Below are 17,803 nucleotides of genomic sequence, written 5' to 3'. Positions count from 1 at the left end.
AAGACGAGGAGTTTGCCGATGGCTGCTCCGGCGAGGAATCCGAGAACACGTCCGATGAGACCGTGTATTACACGGAACAGTACTGCTAGTCCTAGACCATTAAGCAGATTGCTAAAGCCTATTGCTACACCGAGTAGGAAGATGTTGATACCTGTGATGTGGAGGAGACCAATTATGGCCATAATCGCACCAACTTGAACCATGACAAAGCTTGCCATCAGAGATCCAAAGACTCCGATTGCAAAAGGTATAGCAGTAGGTACTAATAGTCCTCCGATGCCGGCGATGGGGGCGGTGAGGAATCCGCCGAGGGCGCCGATCCAGCGTAGTGGGATAGCGAGGCCGTCACCGAGGAGGGCGGTGATGATGCCAGCAACGCCAGCCCCAATAGCCCCTATTGTGGCTCCTATTGGCCAGCTGTTGAAGAGTCCGATGAGGGCATTAATGCTGGCAGCAATAAGGCCGGTAATTCCTGCTCCGATGAGTCCTCCGGCGAGGGCTGCTATTCCGTCGTTGAGGAGGGTGATACCTGCGCCAACAGCCTGGCCAACGATGCTTCCTTCAATGAAGTGAATACCGTCAGAAAGCAAGCCTCCCAACACGTTGCCTACCAGGAGTCCTTGGAGTCCTGTTACAGCCGGAATGATGGTGGCGTTTGCGAGGTCGGCGATGTTCTTGACGATGATGAGTATCGGCTTGCCGAGTAGACCACCGAAGATGCCGTTTACTACTAGTCCTGGGATAAAGGACAGTACGCCTGCTATTCCAGCATTTCGTACGCCGGGTAGTGCCCCGGCGACGGCAGATATTCCCCCTTTAGTAAGGGGTAGTGCTAGTTTTCCGACAATGCCGCCTTCAACTGCGTGTGCTAGTGCTAGGGGTACTGCTAGTGGTAGGTCAATAATGGTTTTTGTGACGGTGCCTATAGCTGTGCCAGTAAGGCCGCCACCGATTTTGCCGATGACGATGCCGGCGAGTGAGCCAGTTCCGCCGCCTATGAGCGCTCCGGGTAGGCTGAGGAGTCCTCCGACAGTACCTCCTGTTAGTGCACCAACAAGAGTGCCTGTGGCTGCGGTGGTAATTTCTCCCAGGATGTCCTCGTTGGAGCCGTCTGTGGTGGTCCCGTCACTCTTTTGTGCAGGGTGGGCGGTGTTGCTGCCGGTGTTGGTTAGGACGTCACGCCCTATGAGGGTGAGTGACTGGGAGAGGAAGTCGAGGATTTCTCCTGCGGGCACCGTTGGGTGGTTTTGTATGTGTTGTTCAATGGTGCCGGCTAGTGCTAGCGGCTCATGGTGGACAACAGTATGCGTTGTGGGCGATGGTGGAGTGGGTACCTCTTGTGCGTTTGCTATCGCGCCACCAGCACTGAGAGATAGTGTGGCTGCGGCGAATCCGAGGGCCACTTTGGTTATTCCTCTCATGGTGTTCTCCTCCGTGAGAAAGCTAGTAATAGGTTTAGTAATAGGTATTGTCAAATAGTTGCCTACTTTTAACGTAGCTCTCTCGAGGGGGGAAAGTAAGAGTTTCTACCGAACTTAGCGTGGGGGTGTGATAAATTACGCGTTTCTTTGTTGTTTTTGGTGCATATGTTTATGTCCTGGACATATGTAGGAAACATAATGTTATTGCGTAAACGCTATCTAGTTATGTGTGCTATATGTGCTGTTGCTTGTTATATAGGCTGCATACATATGTGGCGCCTCTCCTGTTAGGAAAAGCGCCACATACTGGTCTTATTAAATTATTGTTCGTGTTGTAGTTCTGTCTGGAATTGTTCTAGCGGTACAGGATTTTGGGCAGTTAGGGCAGTGCCAGTGTGAACGATGAGAATCTTGTTATTCTTCTCGATGTCGTTCTTCTTGTTAGTGTCCTAGTAGTGTCCTTATTTTTATTTTTGTTGTCATTATTTTGCCGTCGTATTTGATGTTTTTGGCGGCTTGTAATGAACTTCCTGCACCTATCTAGTGGTTTCCCATGCTAGGCGGCTAGCACGTAGTCGCCCTGGGCAGCGTAGTTGCCGTGAAGGCTCATGGCCTTCTTTTTCTTGGCGTTGCTGCCTTTCTTACCACCTTTGTTGCCCTTGCTGTTTCCTCCCTTTTTCTTCGGGGCAGGCATGGGGGGCGGGAGCTGTCGTCATCTTCGTCTTGTAGTAGCGGTAGGCAAGGGCAGCTGCGGCACCGAGTGCGCCTGTGATGGTGGCACCTACGCCTGCGCCGAGGGCTGCTAGTGAGATTCCACCGCCGAGTGCGCCGAGTGTGGTACCAACACTGCTGCTCAGTGCCTTGATAGCAAGTCCTGCCAGTGCTGTGATGGCAAAGATTGCCAGGGAGAGGAGAGCACTACGAATGTTGGCTTTGGTGAAACCAAACGCGTTGATACCGCCGAATGCTGCAAGGACACTGAATAGTGCTGCGTTGATGGCGTGTAGCACTGCCAGGGCAGCGAGTGCGCTGGCAGTAATGCCGCTTGCGGGGGTAAGGATGGCTTTCGCACTGTCTACTGCGGCAAGACCCAGGTAGATAAGTGCGAGTGCAGCGTTAGCAATGGTGGGAAGGATGAAGGCGAGGAAACCTGCATTGTTCCACAGTGTGAGGCCACCGTTAAGGAGGATGAGTCCACTGTTAATGACGGCAAGGCTGCCCAGGAGAATAGCCATGACGGTATGGAAGTTCGTAGCGAGTGCTATACCGGCGAAGATGGCGGTTAGGAGTGCGCAACCTGCGGAGATTGTGATGTGGAATCCCGCGCTAATGGTGCCAAGGATAACGAGAATGTTGGGGAATCCCAGTCCAAGGAACCAGATGGCGTGGTGGATAACGGGGAGGAGCCCCAGAAGTGCCAGGTTTCCAACGAGGAAGGTGAGGCCGCTGAGGAGAAGGAACCAGGTATTGTTCCAGAGCGCTAATGCCCCGTTGAGGAGGCCTGCGACGGTGTTAATAATGCCGGGGGCTGCTAGCAGGGCGCCGGCAAGCCCCAGTGCGGGGCAGAAGACCGCGAAGGTAAGGGCGAAGATAAGCCCTGTAGCTGCGGAGATCTCGGAGAAGAATCTGTTGATGGCCCACAGGATGGCGTTTATGCCAGTGGAGTAGGTCATGACGATCTTGAGACCCAGCGTTGGCATTACGAAGAGGAAGTTAACGGAATTAATGGCAAGAATGCCGAAGCCCCACGATATGACGCGGAACATGATGGGGTTCACCACAGGGGCAATGGCTAGCAGGATAAGTGCTATGCCGAGGGCAGTCTGTGGGAGAAGGAAGAATACGATAGTGCCGTTCAGTAGTGCCAGTGGCCCATTAATGATGAAGGCCTGGATAGCGTCGATGGTTGCCAGGTTGAGGTTGAGAACCGTGGCGAAGGAGGCCGCTAGCTGGGGGATCAGCCGGTTGATGGTTTGGATACCGTTAAGGGCTGAGAGGGCAGCGCCTACTGGGTTCAAGAGAGCCGGGATTGCGCTGAGCAGCGCAATGCTGCTTCTGTTGACGGCTTGGAGGTAGTCAATTACTGCGCCGATAATGGTTCCGCCGGAGATAACGCCGGCAAGCGGTGTGGCAATGCCACGGTTAAAGGCTTGAATGGTGTTTATAAGGGCCAGGGTGCCAAGTCCAACAGCGGTGGTGCTGGTAAGTATGGCTCCGCCGATGGTGGCGAGGGTTTCAGTGCCGTTGATGAGAGTTGCGGCACCGAAGCCGGCAGTTTTTAGGCTATGCCAAGCTGCTCCAGCTGTACGGTTGATGGCCTGTATGCCGTTCAGAATAGATACGGGGATCGCTAGGGGGTGCCAACTGCTACTGTGGTAGCGGCAATGGCTCGGTTAATAGCTTGTGCACTGTTGAGGATTGCAGCGGGAGCTGCGACAGCAGCGAGGCTGCCGTTACCAAGGACACCAATTGTGTTAATGGTGTTGGGAATGACTGCTGCGCCAGTGGTGATTAGCGTACCAATAGTGTTGACGATTGGCTTACTAACAAGGTAGCCAATGCTAGCTCCTATGCCGCCTCCAACAAGTGCCCCGGGTATGCCGGCGATGGAGCCGGTGATTGCTCCGGCGGGTGCTCCGATGGCGGCGCCTATTCCGGCTGCTCGGGCAATGTTTTCAGGGGTGTCTTTGCCCCCATTACCGTTATTGCTGGTGGGGGCAATACTGGCTGACAGGTTCTGTGCAGCGTTCTGTGCGGTACGCTCCGCCTTTTTGAGAATGTCGCGGCCTGCCAGGGTGGTGGAGTCAATAACAAAGTTGACTGCAGTATTGGGAAGTGTGGGGGAGGACGGGAGATCCTGGGTAGTCACAGTAATACTGTGTAGATCAGTACTGTGTAAGCCAGTACTGTGCAGCACACTGGCTGTGGTGGCGGAGGCGGGTGACGATGGGGTAGTGGTCACCTCTTGTGCGTGTGCTATTCCGCTACCGATAGCGAGTGACAAGGCTGCGGAGGAGCATACCGCAGCCCATCTAGCCACTTGTTTCATAGCTTTCTCCTTTTAGTAATCTCTTATACGTTGACTTATCGAATTATTCCTCGATGCCATTATAGTATCCGCAATATGTCATGCCAGTTTACGGAAGTACTAGTAGCGTACAGAGCGAGAGAACAGGGTTCGTTTTCCATTATTCGCAGTAAAAGACCACTTGTACGGAGTTGGTCATGAACAACTGATGTTCTTTAGATGTATTTTTACAGCTTTGTTTACTCTCTATACATTCTTTTATCGAGGGCTACATCTTTGGGGATAACCATGTGTCGTAGGTAGTGGAGATACTGCACGGTCCTTAATACTTAATACATAAGTGGGTGGGGTACCTTCCCCTTAAAAGGAAGGTACCCCACCCACTAATACGTTATGGCGTAATGCTATATATGAAGGCTTAGGCGGCTAGCGCGTAGTTGCTACGAGTACGAATCTTGTCGAGAGGATTCGTCATCTTCTTAGCAGTGTCGTCTTTTCCGAAGCCTTTAACGGTGATGTCCTTCTTGTGAAGAAGAGTAACAATGGCAAGGCTTATACCGGCACCTAGGGCTGCACCGAGGAGGGCGCAGGTAAGAGCACCGGGAATACCGGCTGCGGCACCAAATGGGATGCCGAGGGCGGTGCCAACGATGGGGCCAACGAGTCCCAGAATGGTTGCCACAATAAGACGGCCAATGAGCAGTCCACCAAGGAGGAAGGACGTTATGGCGCAGTGCAGCATGCCAAGGATTCCACCAAAGGTTGCCAGGATGATGGCGAATCTACCCGCATTGCGTAGGGATAGCAGGAAAAAGATACCAGTTTTAAGAACGATGAAAGTGGGAAGACCAGCAATAGTGGCAGCTATTGCGGCTTTGAAGAGGGTGCGCGTTCCTGCTAGGGGGAGGCATAGGAGTAGAAGCCCAGCGTGTCCGGCGATAATGCCGCTGAGTCCTAACCGGGCAAGAAGTGCTCCGGCAGCAGCGCCAAAGAGGAAGGCCATTGTGTGGAGGATTGGACCACCTAGCGGCACGCAGAGGCGAGTAGCACTACCGCCGAGGATGGCACCTACTGCCATAGCAGTGAGGTGGCCACCCATTATTCCAAGAATGGACCCTATTGTAAGGCTGGGAAGAACAGCGATTGTCCCTCTGATAAGTGCGGCCGGTGTGGTGACCATCAGTGTGGGGATGACGGCTAGCGCAGAGGATTTAAGACATTTGTGGATGGGGTTAATAACAATACCGGGGAGGATGCCGAGGGGGGCACGACGTGCTGCTCCGAATAGTACGTAAAATGGCATGGTGAGGAGTACTTCGGAGATAGCTCCGGCGACTGTACCGATAATGTTGCCGGCTAGTCTTCCGCCTAGATGGCCAGCAACGGATCCTACTGTGCCTCCTACGAACGCCCCTGGTAGTCCGGCGGCTACTGCACTGATGGGGGTTCCGGCTAGTGCTCCAGCTACGGTGCTACCAATGATGGTGCGGTATTCGTTTTCGCTAATACCTGTGGTGTCGTCACTGTCTGTACCTGTATGGTTGGCGCTTGTGTGTTTGGTGGCGCCTGCGAGGATGTCGCGGCCAGCAAGGTTGAGTGATTGGGTGAGGAAATCTAGGATTTCGCGTGGGGGTAGTGGTGCGTGTTTTGTGGAGTCTTTATGGTCCGTGTCGTGGTGCTCGATGGTGATGATGGGGTGCGTGGAGCCATCATGGTGAGCAATGTTGTTAACGGTGTCGTGTGCAGTGCGTAGGACTGCGATGGGAGTGTCGGCGGGTGTTTCTTCGGCTTGTGCCATTGCATTGCCCGCTGTAAGAGATAAAGCAGCCAGGGAAATTCCTAGGGCCACTTTGTTTATCCCTCTCATTGTATTTTCTCCTTGAGTAGGAATGAGTATAAATGTGCGACTGGGATGCGTCTCCTTTCTAAGGATAGTCAGGGCTGTGGCAAATGCTAGTGATCTGGCAGAAGTTCATATTGTTACTGAAGTGTCTTCTGAAAATGTTTAGGTAATGTTTCCTAATTTTGGTGATATTTGAAGCGGGAGTGTAGGTTACACAGTTTTGTGGTGGGGTCTGTGAAACGTGTGTGTGGGGGGCATGCGCTTGGGGCGAGTGGTATAGGGGGGTGGTGGGGCATTGTGTGGATGGGTTGTGGTGTGTAAATAGGAACTGGGGTGCCTTCCTGTGTGGAGGGCACCCCAGTGTGTGTATGAACTTATGTGTCAATCTACGTTTTAGGAAGGTTGGTTACTTCTTGAGTACTTCCTTGTAGATGTACATGTAGGCTACGCCTCCGAGGGCTCCGAGGATGGTTCCCCAGAAAGCACCAGGAATGCTGGCGGTTGCACCAGCTACACCACCAAGGCTTGCACCGGTGAAGGCACCAGCCGCGAATCCTAGAGCACTGAGAACAATGCCCGGCAGGACAGTGAGAAGGTGAATTCCTTCTGCAAGTGCAGCCTTGAAAAGGTTGTGCACAACAAACAATCCACTGGCGAGTACCACAGCACCATTCTTGATGAGGAGGATGCGATCAAGTACCTTCAGAGCAATGCGCTTCAAAGCAGCAGCGCCAAAGGCAAGAGTGTCAATGCCATTCTTGATCTTAAGAATCTTGTTGAACTTCTTGAGACCAATGAAAACCGGGATAGCCAGGCCAGCGGCAATGATCTGCTTACCGTTGTGGAGGACGCGTACTGCATCGAGGGCCTGGGCAGCGATGTTAGCTACAGCGAACTTTGTTCCAAGGAGGGACAGTGGAAGATTGACAGCTACCTGAACACCGTTGATAACGAAGCGTACGGCTTCGAGGTTCTGGGCAGCGAGGTTAAGACCAGTATTAATGCGGGCAGCATTAGCAATCTGATGCTGTAGAACAGCGAACTTAAGCAGAAAAGCCTTTGCTGCCACACCAGGGACGGGCATGGGAAGCGCTAAGCCGCACTTAAAAGTGCTAGATTGCCTGCGATGAAAGCAACAGTACCGTCAAAGAGTACCTGTTTTCCGTTGTGGAGGAAGCGTAGGCCATCGATACCCTGTGCGAGCAGATTCAGATCGATAACGGCGCACGGTAGTTTGTCAATGGCTACCTGGATTCCGTTGTGGAGGACGCGTAGGCCATCGATCTTCTGGGCAGCGATGTTAGCTGCGGGCAGGATACCTGCTAGCAGTAGGCGGCGTTCCAGGAATGCTTGGCGTCCGTTGTGGAGGACGCGTACAGCATCGAGGCCCTGGGCAGCGATGTTAGCAGGAATGGTAGCTCCAGCTAGGAGTGCATCAACACCGTCTAGAACGGCAAGGTTCTTGTCGATAATTTGAGCGACGAAATTCCCTGCAGCAAGCTTAACGTCGACGAGGGCGTGCTTACCATTGCGAGCTGCTAGAGCGGCATCGATGATCTGCTTATTAACGCCAATGGTAGGCAGGGCAGCTTTTACTGCGTGGAAGTTACGAGCGACCTTGGTAGCGACAGCAGGTACACTACCGATAACCGGTCCAGCAGCAGCACCGACAGTGCCGCCAATTACTGCACCGGGGATGCCGAGAAGGCCGCCAGCTAGCGCGCCTTCAATAGCACCAGTGGAACCACTGCTAACCGCAGCTTTGAGGTAATCGCTCTTATCGTTACTATTATTATCGTTGCCGTCTGCTCGAACGTTAATGGTTGTGGTAGGCGACATCAGTGAATTGCGCTTAGCGTTCTTGAGGGTGTCTCGGCCGGCAAGCTTAAGAGCATCTTCAAGGAAAGCAACCGCGTCACTTGACGGAGCCGGAGTGTCCGGAATATTCCACGAGGCTAGATTCGCGCCGCGAACCACGTTAGTGCTCACGGTAGTGTCTAGTCCTTGTGGAGCCTCAGGCACTTCCTGTGCATGTGCCACACCGCTACCAATAGCGAGTGACAGTGTGGCTGCCGCAATCGCAGCAGCCGACTTTGTTAGAGTTTGCATCACTTTCTCCTTAAAAGTTAGAAATGCAATTCACGCGGAGGAGACCTCCCGCGAGTGTTTCGAGGTTAGCATTTAGCCCATTGGAGATATAGCGATTTTTGGTTATTTTTGTGTGAACTAGGTAATAGATCGCTTCTTGCAGTGTGAATTTCGTTCGAATAGCTATGGTAGGAGGTGTCTTCTCCCTTCTTGATGGTTTCAGTTTTTCGTGATAATAATCGCTTACAGCTAACCCCTCTGAAGACCTTTTCTATAGAGGTTGCCATTTTCGTAGCAGTAGGAATCTATGCCGCCCTCACTGCTATCACATCTCTCAACACTGCTTCTGCATACCGTCTATGGGGTTACATCACTCTTCCCTCCTGCATAGTAGCAATCGCCTACTTAACTACCCTCTACTACCTTTCTCGCCATCATTCCCACCATCATTTCCCCGCACTAGCCCCCACACACTCTCCCGCACGCACTCCCGTACGCGCCCGCATCCTTGCCGCGTTCCTCCTCATAACCTCCCTCGCCCCCATGTATTGGGGAGTGGCACACCGGGCACATACCGCCGCCCCACCCGAGCACGAGATAGGCGCCAACCTAGAAACCTATGTTGTGGAACGCTCCGGCCAGCTCCTCCTCCACACCGGCACCCCCTACATTGATGCAGGCCACCTGGCCACCCCACACGTGGCAGACTACAACCCCTACTCGCCACTCCTTGCCATATTCGGCTTCCCCACCAGCTGGTGGGGAACACACTGGTGGACTGACGTCCGGCTCTACCTCCTCCCCGCAACCGTGCTGGTTCTCCTCCTCACCTGGCTCCTAGCCCACAAGCCTGCCATTCCCGAAAGTGCGCTCCTGCTCCTTGTGGCGGTACCGCCCGTCACCATGAACTTTGTTGCCGCCGGCATAGACGCACTACTAGTAGCACTGCTCCTCCTCTGCGCGGTAGCAGCCTTCCACGACAAACCCGCCACCGCTGCACTAGCCGGGCTAGCTGGTGGGATAGCGCTAGGCATGAAACTCACCGCCCTGCCCGTGGTGCTCGTTGTCCTTATTGCCCTGGCCTACCAGTGGGGTGCTGCTAGGCGCCCGCATACTGCACACCCTGCTGCACACCCTGCTGCACACCCTGCTGCACGCTCGGCTGAACGCTCGGCTGAACGCTCCGCTGCACACCCTGCTGCGCAGTTCGCGGTTTTCACAGTGGTGCTTCTGGCCGTCACACTGGCCGCCTATATACCTTTTTATTTAAAGAACCCGGACGCAATGGTGGAAAACATCATTCACTACCCCAGTGGATCCGCCGCCGTCACTTCCTCCGCGCAGGGCGGAACCCCCGGGCAACTTATTGCCGCCACCGGGCCAGTGGGGGTGTGGATAGCGCGCGCACTGCTGTTTCTGGCCGGAATTGCCCTAGTGGTGTGGATGGTAAAACGACCCCCCTCCACGCTTGTACGCACCCTCTGGATATGTGCCGTGGGGCTTACCGCCGCCATGCTGCTCATGCCCGCTAGCCGCTTCGGATACCTTATTTATCCCGCAGTCCTCGCGGCCGGGGCGCTAGTAGCACGCGATGCGCAAGAGGGAACTCGCGATGCGCAGGCGGGAATACGTGACATGCAAAAGGGGAACAGTTGCGGCAAAAACTGCCACGAGTAACTATTAGTTGCCATACAGGTGTGTGACTTTAATTAAGTTAAAACCGCTGCATAAGTGTGTCTTTTTGCTATACAATATTTGGCCGTCTAGTAGATATGTGGGGGAGCTCCAATAGTACTGGTCAGATGTACTAAAAGGAGAAAGAAAGGGGAGGATAAGGCGTAGCGGGAAAGTAAAAAATAGGCAGCGTTACGGGCCACAAGAAGTGTCATAAATGGAAAGTTTTGGCATTTTTGTGGTGGCAGATAGGTCACACTGGACCATATTTTCACACCCCGGCACTTTATGTTTGTGCTACTCAGCACACTTTTTCACAGACGTGACGCTAATAGTTGCGGAAACTAAATCAAAACTAGGACAGCAAACCTAGACTGAACATCGACATGGCCGTTACACCCTGCAACTAGGAGAAGTCCTAAATGGTTCAGAATAAGAAAACGAAAGTTTTTCTGACTGGTGGCTTCGGTAACTGGGGGCGCTTCACCCTCCGGTCACTGGCTGGCGTAGCAAACAAGGTAGATGTTGTTGCCCTCGTCCTCCCCACCGACTACGAAAACAATCCCGACCTCCGCAAGGAGTTCGAAGCCCAGGACAACGTCGAAATTGTCCTTGGAGACCTCACCGACTACGAGTCCGTGAAGCGCTGCGTTGACGGCGCCGACTACGTTATCCACCTTGGTGGCATGGTGTCCCCCGTCGCAGACGCCAACCATGCTCTTACCCACAAGGTCAACGTTGGTGCTATCCGCAACATCATCAAGGCCGTTAAAGCCCAGCCGAACCCCGACGAGATCGGCGTTATCGGCATCGGCTCCGTCGCCGAAACCGGCGACCGCCAAGCACCCCACCACTGGGGACGCGTCGGCGACCCACTGTGGCCCTCCATGTACGACGAGTACGCCCAGTCCAAGATTATTGCGGAACGGACACTCATTCACTCCGGCCTGAAGAAGTGGGCATGGCTCCGCTCCTCCGGCATCTTCCACCCCGGCGTCGTCCTCATTCTGGACCCCATCATGACCCACACCACCATGAACGGTGTGCTGGAATGGATCCTCGTGGAAGACGCTGCCCGCCTTATCCGCAACATCGTCACCGACTACGAGGTCAACCCCAAGTTCTGGCGCGGTGTCTACAACCTCGGCTCCGGCGAACCCTGGCGTTTCAGCAACTACGAAATCTACTCCCGCATGGTTAGCGCCTTCGGCGCCGACATGCGCACCTGGTACGACTACAACTGGTACGCCAACCGCAACTTCCACGGCCAGTGGTACACCGACTCCGACTACCTGGAAGAACTGGTTCCCTTCCGCTCCGGCGCGGACCCGCAGAAGGCCATCGACCGCATGGTGAACGCTGCCCCCGCCAGCTTCAAACTGGGTGGCTACATGCCCAAGGGCTTCATCAAGAACCTCGTCATGCGCCCCACCTGCTTGAAGGACCGCGGCATGCTGAAGTTCATCAAGGAGAAGGACCCCGCAGGTATGGAGGCCTACTTCGGCGGCTACGACGAGTGGAAGAAGATAGGCACCTGGGATACATTCGTACCCCCCGAGTTCTCCAAAGAACCCACCTACTACGACCACGGCTACGACGAGAGCAAAGACCTCTCCAAGATCACCGTGAAAGAACTCCAGGACGCAGCCAAATTCCGTGGCGGCAAACTGCTCTCCACCAAGTACTCCGGCGACCCCTACGAGGCACTCCGCTGGCAAGGCACCATGGGCTACGAATTCGACGCCAGCCCCTTCGCCGTCCTCAAAGCCGGCCACTGGTGCCCCCACGAGGTTCGCAACCCCTGGGAATACGACAAGATTGCCGAGCACAGCCAATTCCTAGCACAGCTCAACCGCTAATCTTCACCACCCCGCTTCCCGCCCCCGCGGAAAGCCCCACACCCAGACATAACGAGGAGGAACAAATTGTCTCCTAAAAAGAAACTCATCCCCGACGATTCATTCGACGTCGTCGTCGTAGGCTTCGGTGGTGCCGGTGCGGCCGCAGCCATTGAAGCAGCCGACAACGGCGCCCACGTTCTCGCCCTAGACCTCTCCATCGGTGGCGGCGCCACCCGCCTCTCCGGCGGCATCGTCTACGCCGGCGGCGGCACCTCCATCCAGCAGGAAGCCGGTGTCGAGGACTCCGTCGAGAACATGTTCAACTACATCAAGCAGGAAGCCAAGGGCGTCGTCTCCGACGAAACCCTCCGCGAATTCTGCGAACAGTCCCCCGGCATGATCGAGTGGCTGAAAGAAAACGGCGTTCCCTTCAACGCCTCCCTCTGCCCCTACAAGGCCTCCTACCCCACCGACAAGCACTACCTGTACTACTCCGGTAACGAGAAGGCCTACCCCTACAACGAGCACGCCAAGCCCGCCGCCCGTGGCCACCGCACCCACGCCTCCGGCCTGAAATCCGGCAAGGTACTGTTCAAAGCTCTCCACGACTCCGCCATGCAGAAGGGTGTCACCTTCCTGCCCGTGGCCCGCGTCACCGACCTCGTCATGGACGGCAACAAAGTAGTGGGCGTGAAGTTCTCCGCCCTCAACAACGAGAAGCTACAGAAACTCCACTGGGTAGTCACCAAACTGACCGCCAAGATGGGTAACTTCTTCCCCGACTACATCGGCCGCCCCGCCGACAAACTCACCGACGCCATCTGGCGCGCCGGTAAAGAGGACTACGTAGTCCACTGCGACTCCGTCATTCTCGCCGCCGGCGGCTTCGCCTACAACACCTCCTGGATGGAAAAGTACACCGGCCCCTACGCCAAGATCACCCCGCTAGGAACCGGTGGCGATAACGGCAAGGGCATCATGCTCGGACAAAGCGCCGGCGGCGCCATCGCCCAGATGGACAAAGCCACCTCCTGGCGCTTCATCTCCCCGCCGGAAGCCTTCATCGAGGGCGTCTCCGTTGGCACCAACGGCCACCGTGTTGCCAACGAAGACCTCTACGGTGCAACCCACTCCAACTACATGGTCCGCGAATACGGCGCCAACTGCCGCCTCGTCCTCGACCACGACCAGTGGATTAAGGCTCTGAAGCAAGTGCCCTCACAGTCCCAAATCTTCCACTGGGCCATGTCCCTCTACCTGTACACTCTCGGCCACAAGCGAGCCAACACCCTCGAGGAACTCGCCGCCAAGATCGGCGTTGACGCCGCCGGCCTCCGCAAGACCGTAGACGAGTACAACAAGGGCATCCTTGAAGGAACCGGAGACCCCTACCACAAGGCAGCCAACCTCTCCAGCCCCATCATCAAGGCACCCTTCTACGGGATCGACATCTCCAACATTCCGAACAACCTCCTCAACGGCCTTGTTTACCCCGCCCCCGGCCTCACCCTGGGTGGCCTGCAGGTCAACGAGAAAACCGGCAATGTTGTTAACGACAAGGGCGAAGACATCCCCGGACTGTTCGCAGCTGGCCGCAACGCCGTCGGCGTCTGCTCCAACTCCTACGTCTCCGGCCTGTCCATCGCCGACTGCTTCTTCTCCGGCCGCCGCGCCGGCCGCAACGCCGCCGCCCGCTGCAAGGAAATGACCAAGCAGCGCCTCGACGCCGCCGACAAGAAGTAAAACACCACGTAAACACTAACCATCACTAAAAGGTGTCGCCCCAAGCGTTGAGCTTGGGGCGACACCTTATCTATAGACTAGTCTGGGAAGGTAAACCCACCCATCACCCCTCGGGAGGGCGAATTACCCTCCACTAAAAGTACATCCGCTCCCTCACCGCTATGGAAGGTGCCACGGCATGCTGCTACAGCGCACACTCTTCACCGGGCCCCGCGCCTGGGTAAACCAAGACCTCTACGCGCGAAACTGCTCCGGAACCGCACTCCGCGCCCGCCACCACATCACCCTCGACGGCGGCGGCAGCCTTAGCACCAACACCTACTTCGGACGATTCCCCGCCTCCTACTGGCAACGCTGGACCCGCGTCACCTCCGTCAACGCCACCGGCACCATCGACGCCGACCCCACCGTCCACACCACCATCCTCCTCCGCGCCTCCGACATCGGCGGCCACGAACGCACCATCGACGAAACCGTCCTGCAAGGCCCCGGCACCTTCACCCTCACCGCCCCCCTCAACAGCTTCCACGACGGCGGCTCCCTCTGGCTAGAATTCGCCGCCCGTGAAGGAAACTCCCACATCAGCGACGTAGAATGGCACTCCCACACCCTCGCCCCCGGCAGTACAAACAGTGCTGCTAGCGGGGCTGGTAGTGGGGTGAGCGCAGGAGCGGCGAACGATAGCGCCAGCGCGGGGGAGAGCAAGCGCCGGCTGGCTATTGCTATCTGCACCTACAACCGCCCCACAGACTGCGCCGCCACCGTCTCCGCCCTCGCCCACGACGACCTCGTTCGCGGCATGATCGACGAACTCTACGTCACCGACCAAGGCACCCAGCACGTTGCTGACCAGCCCGACTTCCAGGACGCCGCCACCACCTTCGGCGGCACCCTCCACTACATTCAACAACCCAACCTGGGCGGCTCCGGCGGCTTCACCCGCGGCATCTACGAAGCCACCGAGCATGACACCACCCCCGTCGACATTCTCCTCATGGACGACGATGTTCGCGTAGAACCCGAAACCGTCGTCCGCATGAGTGCCTTCGCCGCCCTCACCCGCACCCCCACCATCGTGGGCGCGCAAATGATGTTCCTCTACAACCCCGACTTCCTCTTGGCCAGCGCCGAAGGCGTGGACCTCAGCACCCTCCGCCGCGGCACCCTCACCGACCCACACGGCGTCACCAACACCAGCATGGTTGATGGGGACCTCCCCGAACGCCGCCTAGACGCCGAATATAACGGCTGGTGGTCCTGCCTGATCCCCTCCGAGGCCGTCACCCGCATGGGGCTGCCCATACCCTTCTTCTTCCAATGGGACGACGTGGAATACTCACTTCGCGGCCGCCGCAACAACATTCCCACCGTCACCCTCCCCGGCGCCGCCGTCTGGCACGCCGACTTCTACTGGAAAGACGTGGACGGCTTCGGACACTTCTTCTCCATGCGCAACGGCCTCATCACCGCCGCCCTGGACCCCGGCTTCAACCCCAAAGCCCTAGTCACCAGCACCCTGGCCGATATTCGCCGCGAGATCCTCGGCATGCAATACGGCCTCGCCCACACCCACATGGCGGCCGTCCGCGGATTCCTCAACGGCCCCAAGGGATTACACGACGGTGGCCAGGACGCCGTCGCCCGCATTAACCGCGAACGCGCCGCCTTCCCCGAAACCAAACCCACCAACCTCGACGACGTACCACCGGTCGCCCGTGTCGGCCGCACCGCCCCGCCACCCGCCGAACGCTGGGAAAAAGCCGTCATGGCGAAACGCACCGTGAAAGCCCTCCTCAACAAGCGGATCCCCGGTGCCACCATCGTCCCCTACGAGGACGCCACCTGGTGGAACACTTCACTCTATGAGGACGTGTACGTCACGGACGCTTCCCAGTCGGTAGTCCACCACCGCGTTTTCGACCACGAGAAGTCCCGCAAGCAAGTACGCGAACTCACCGCCCTCATTCGCCGCTTCACACGCGAAGCTGATGAGGTTGCGCAACAATACCGGGACGCGTTCGGGGAGCTCACCTCCCGCGATAACTGGAAACGGCTCTACCAGCTCTAAGACTAGGCGAGGGCGCGGCTGTGTAGGCGACTGGCTATAGGCAGCGCCCGGCGGGAACATTGGCCGCCTGGCTCATTAACCAATGCGCCATAGCGGTAAGGAGTTTCTCCGCGCCTGCCCGCGTTCCGTCCGGTGTGCGAGCCGTCAGCGACAGTGCCGCAAAACCCGCCTTCCCCATGTCCATAATGACCATCTGGCGCACCGTAGTTACGCTCTGTTTCTGTGTGCTCTGTTTCTGTGCACCCCGCGTATTCTGTGCGCCCTGCTTTCCTTGCGCACCTTGTGGCCCCTGCGCACCTTGTGTTTCTACCCAGGCATTACTGAATTGCGCCTGACTGTAGCCACCAAAACCAAACTGCTGGCTGGGGCTCGATGCCGTCATAGAAGCACGAATGTACTCGGCGGACGGCAAGCACGCTAACCCCGCCGCAAACCGCACCTGATTCACCGGCAGCCACTCACTGCGCAAAGGATACTGGGTCTGCACACGGGTAGTCGTATCCCCACCCTGGCGCAACGCCCGCATAGTAGCCTGCGCCGCCTGCTGTGGCGTCCCCAACGATGCCCACAGGCGCGCCGCCGCCCGCGCATCATTCGCGTTGAGGGCAGTGACCAGATCCCCACCCACGTCACCATCGCCACCAGACTTCTCCACCGCCGCCAACGCAATAGGCACGCGCAAAGCCTCCCCACCCGCTATGCGTGGCGCAAACCCCAACTCCAGTGGGGCAGCACCCTTCTGTGCACCCACCGGCAAAAGCGCCATACTCATATCCGCCTTAGGGTGCCTATTCACAAACTGCTGCCACGACCGCTGCAACGCATTCGCCTGCTTATCCGTAATAGTGGCAGCATGCTGGCCCCCCGGCACACCCGCAGACGGGGTTGCCGCAGAATCCCCATCACCAGGCTGGTGCGTCCCCGTGGTGCCGCCGGCATTATTCCGATCCTCCGCAGTAGGAACAGTGCAGCCAGACACCGCCACTCCCACCACTAGCGCCCCCGTAAGCAGTAGCCCAGTAGTGGCGGCAGAAACACGATGACGCATGGCTTCCCACTTTCCTCGCAGTAGTCAACGACCCCCATTTTATGCCCTCCGCTATCCCTCATGCTGCGGGGTGCGGAATGGTGTGGCATGTGCATGGTGTATGACGTGGGGGTGTAGCACGGCGTGACGCGGCACATTGCTGGGGCATAGCGCGACGTGCCGCGGGCGGGTAGGCGAGTGGCATGGCCAGGGGAATCGGTTTACTCTGAGGAACGTGCAGCAGTTTGAGCAGGATAACACCCCCAACGACCCCACGGGCGCTATCGAGACTACAAGTGCCGCGGATAGTGCAGGCGCCGCAGACACCACTAACCGCACTGATCCCACAGTGGAGGCCAACGAAACAATGATGACCGCCACGAACGTCACCGCCGTCCCCCTCGAGGGTGAAAACTCCACCACCACAAGCCTAAAGACACAAATTCTTCGCTTTATCGCCACCGGCTGCGTGTCTGCCGTCGTCGACTTCGGGCTTCTCCTCCTCCTGTCCTACCTGGGGCTAAACACCACCGTTTCCAAAGGAATTTCTTTCATCTGCGGCACCGCCCTGGCCTACGCCCTCAACCGCCGCTGGACATTCCAGGCCGAGCACTCCACGAAACGCCTTATTGCCGTCTGTATCCTCTACGCTGTGACATTCGGGCTGAACGTCGGCATTTTCCATGTGGTGTACAAAGCCACCCTGTCGCTAGGACACCTGTGGGCAAAAACTATTGGTTTCGTGGTGGGGCAGGCTGTCGCCACTATTGTGAACTTTATCGTCCAGCGAACCGTCATCTTCCGAGTCCGCTAAAACAAGCTGCGTCGCGCCGAGCGGTATAACGCTATGCCGCTACCGCTAGTCCGCCACAGCTAGGCTAATGCGCACGAAATGCAGCGTATTTATTGTGTTTGTGCAACGTCTATGCAACGTCTATGCAACGCTTTGGCCAGGGTGCCATTTCCGCCGGTATTCCCTCCCCAATTTGGATAGCCTAAGAGCATGACCATCCAGTCCGTCCTCCACCAGCACCCGCGCCGCGCATGGCAGCCGGGGCGCCCCCGCGTCT

General features: G+C 56.9%; 12 protein-coding genes and 1 pseudogene. 6 read left to right on the top strand and 7 right to left on the bottom strand.

Annotated features, from left to right (window positions below; translation table 11 throughout):
* Both QZV76_RS07415 and QZV76_RS07410 read right to left on the bottom strand, forming a co-directional pair.
* A pseudogene (locus tag QZV76_RS07415) lies at positions 1-1,421 on the bottom strand (hypothetical protein); the annotation flags it as partial.
* A 641-nt stretch (positions 1,422-2,062) separates the two neighbouring features.
* A complete protein-coding gene (locus QZV76_RS07410; protein ID WP_290599391.1) occupies positions 2,063-3,439 on the bottom strand; it encodes a hypothetical protein in 1,377 nt (458 codons plus the stop codon).
* A 48-nt stretch (positions 3,440-3,487) separates the two neighbouring features.
* On the opposite strand from QZV76_RS07410, the gene QZV76_RS07405 reads away from it, so the two are divergent.
* Positions 3,488-3,703: a hypothetical protein gene (locus QZV76_RS07405; RefSeq protein WP_290599389.1), complete on the top strand. Its 216-nt coding sequence runs from the start codon at positions 3,488-3,490 to the stop codon at positions 3,701-3,703.
* A 68-nt stretch (positions 3,704-3,771) separates the two neighbouring features.
* Here QZV76_RS07405 and QZV76_RS07400 read toward each other — a convergent pair whose 3' ends face one another.
* The 4 genes from QZV76_RS07400 to QZV76_RS07385 all read right to left on the bottom strand — a co-directional run bounded on the left by QZV76_RS07400 (position 3,772) and on the right by QZV76_RS07385 (position 8,401).
* Complete coding sequence (locus tag QZV76_RS07400) at positions 3,772-4,470, bottom strand: hypothetical protein (RefSeq protein WP_290599387.1); 699 nt, start codon at positions 4,468-4,470, stop codon at positions 3,772-3,774.
* 397 nt (positions 4,471-4,867) lie between these two features.
* A complete protein-coding gene (locus QZV76_RS07395; RefSeq protein ID WP_290599385.1) occupies positions 4,868-6,316 on the bottom strand; it encodes a hypothetical protein in 1,449 nt (482 codons plus the stop codon).
* Positions 6,317-6,698: 382 nt separating this feature from the next.
* Complete coding sequence (locus tag QZV76_RS07390) at positions 6,699-7,376, bottom strand: hypothetical protein (protein ID WP_290599383.1); 678 nt, start codon at positions 7,374-7,376, stop codon at positions 6,699-6,701.
* 8 nt (positions 7,377-7,384) lie between these two features.
* Entirely contained in the window at positions 7,385-8,401 is a 1,017-nt protein-coding gene (locus QZV76_RS07385; RefSeq protein ID WP_290599382.1) for a hypothetical protein, read from the bottom strand.
* Positions 8,402-8,575: 174 nt separating this feature from the next.
* Between QZV76_RS07385 and QZV76_RS07380 the strand changes: the two genes are divergently transcribed.
* The 4 genes from QZV76_RS07380 (at position 8,576) to QZV76_RS07365 (ending at position 15,706) form a co-directional block, all read left to right on the top strand.
* Positions 8,576-10,057: a hypothetical protein gene (locus QZV76_RS07380; RefSeq protein WP_290599381.1), complete on the top strand. Its 1,482-nt coding sequence runs from the start codon at positions 8,576-8,578 to the stop codon at positions 10,055-10,057.
* 419 nt (positions 10,058-10,476) lie between these two features.
* On the top strand, positions 10,477-11,913 hold the full coding sequence (locus tag QZV76_RS07375) for an NAD(P)-dependent oxidoreductase (RefSeq protein WP_290599380.1): 1,437 nt from the start codon (positions 10,477-10,479) through the stop codon (positions 11,911-11,913).
* Positions 11,914-11,979: 66 nt separating this feature from the next.
* Positions 11,980-13,638, top strand: a complete 1,659-nt coding sequence (locus QZV76_RS07370) for an FAD-binding protein (protein WP_290599379.1) — start codon at positions 11,980-11,982, stop codon at positions 13,636-13,638.
* A 178-nt stretch (positions 13,639-13,816) separates the two neighbouring features.
* Positions 13,817-15,706, top strand: a complete 1,890-nt coding sequence (locus QZV76_RS07365; protein ID WP_290599377.1) for a glycosyltransferase — start codon at positions 13,817-13,819, stop codon at positions 15,704-15,706.
* A 34-nt stretch (positions 15,707-15,740) separates the two neighbouring features.
* Here QZV76_RS07365 and QZV76_RS07360 read toward each other — a convergent pair whose 3' ends face one another.
* Positions 15,741-16,754: a hypothetical protein gene (locus QZV76_RS07360; RefSeq protein WP_290599375.1), complete on the bottom strand. Its 1,014-nt coding sequence runs from the start codon at positions 16,752-16,754 to the stop codon at positions 15,741-15,743.
* Between the two features lie 214 nt (positions 16,755-16,968).
* Here QZV76_RS07360 and QZV76_RS07355 point away from each other — a divergent pair, with 214 nt between their 5' ends.
* Positions 16,969-17,547 (top strand): GtrA family protein, encoded by a 579-nt coding sequence (locus QZV76_RS07355; protein ID WP_290599374.1) that lies wholly within the window; start codon positions 16,969-16,971, stop codon positions 17,545-17,547.
* The last annotated feature ends 256 nt before the right edge of the window (positions 17,548-17,803 follow it).

Source organism: Lawsonella sp., from assembly GCF_011525565.1.
GTDB classification, from domain to species: domain Bacteria; phylum Actinomycetota; class Actinomycetes; order Mycobacteriales; family Mycobacteriaceae; genus Lawsonella; species Lawsonella clevelandensis_A.
Note: the sequence above shows the minus strand (reverse complement) of the source record. Positions and strands in the feature narration are given on the sequence as shown.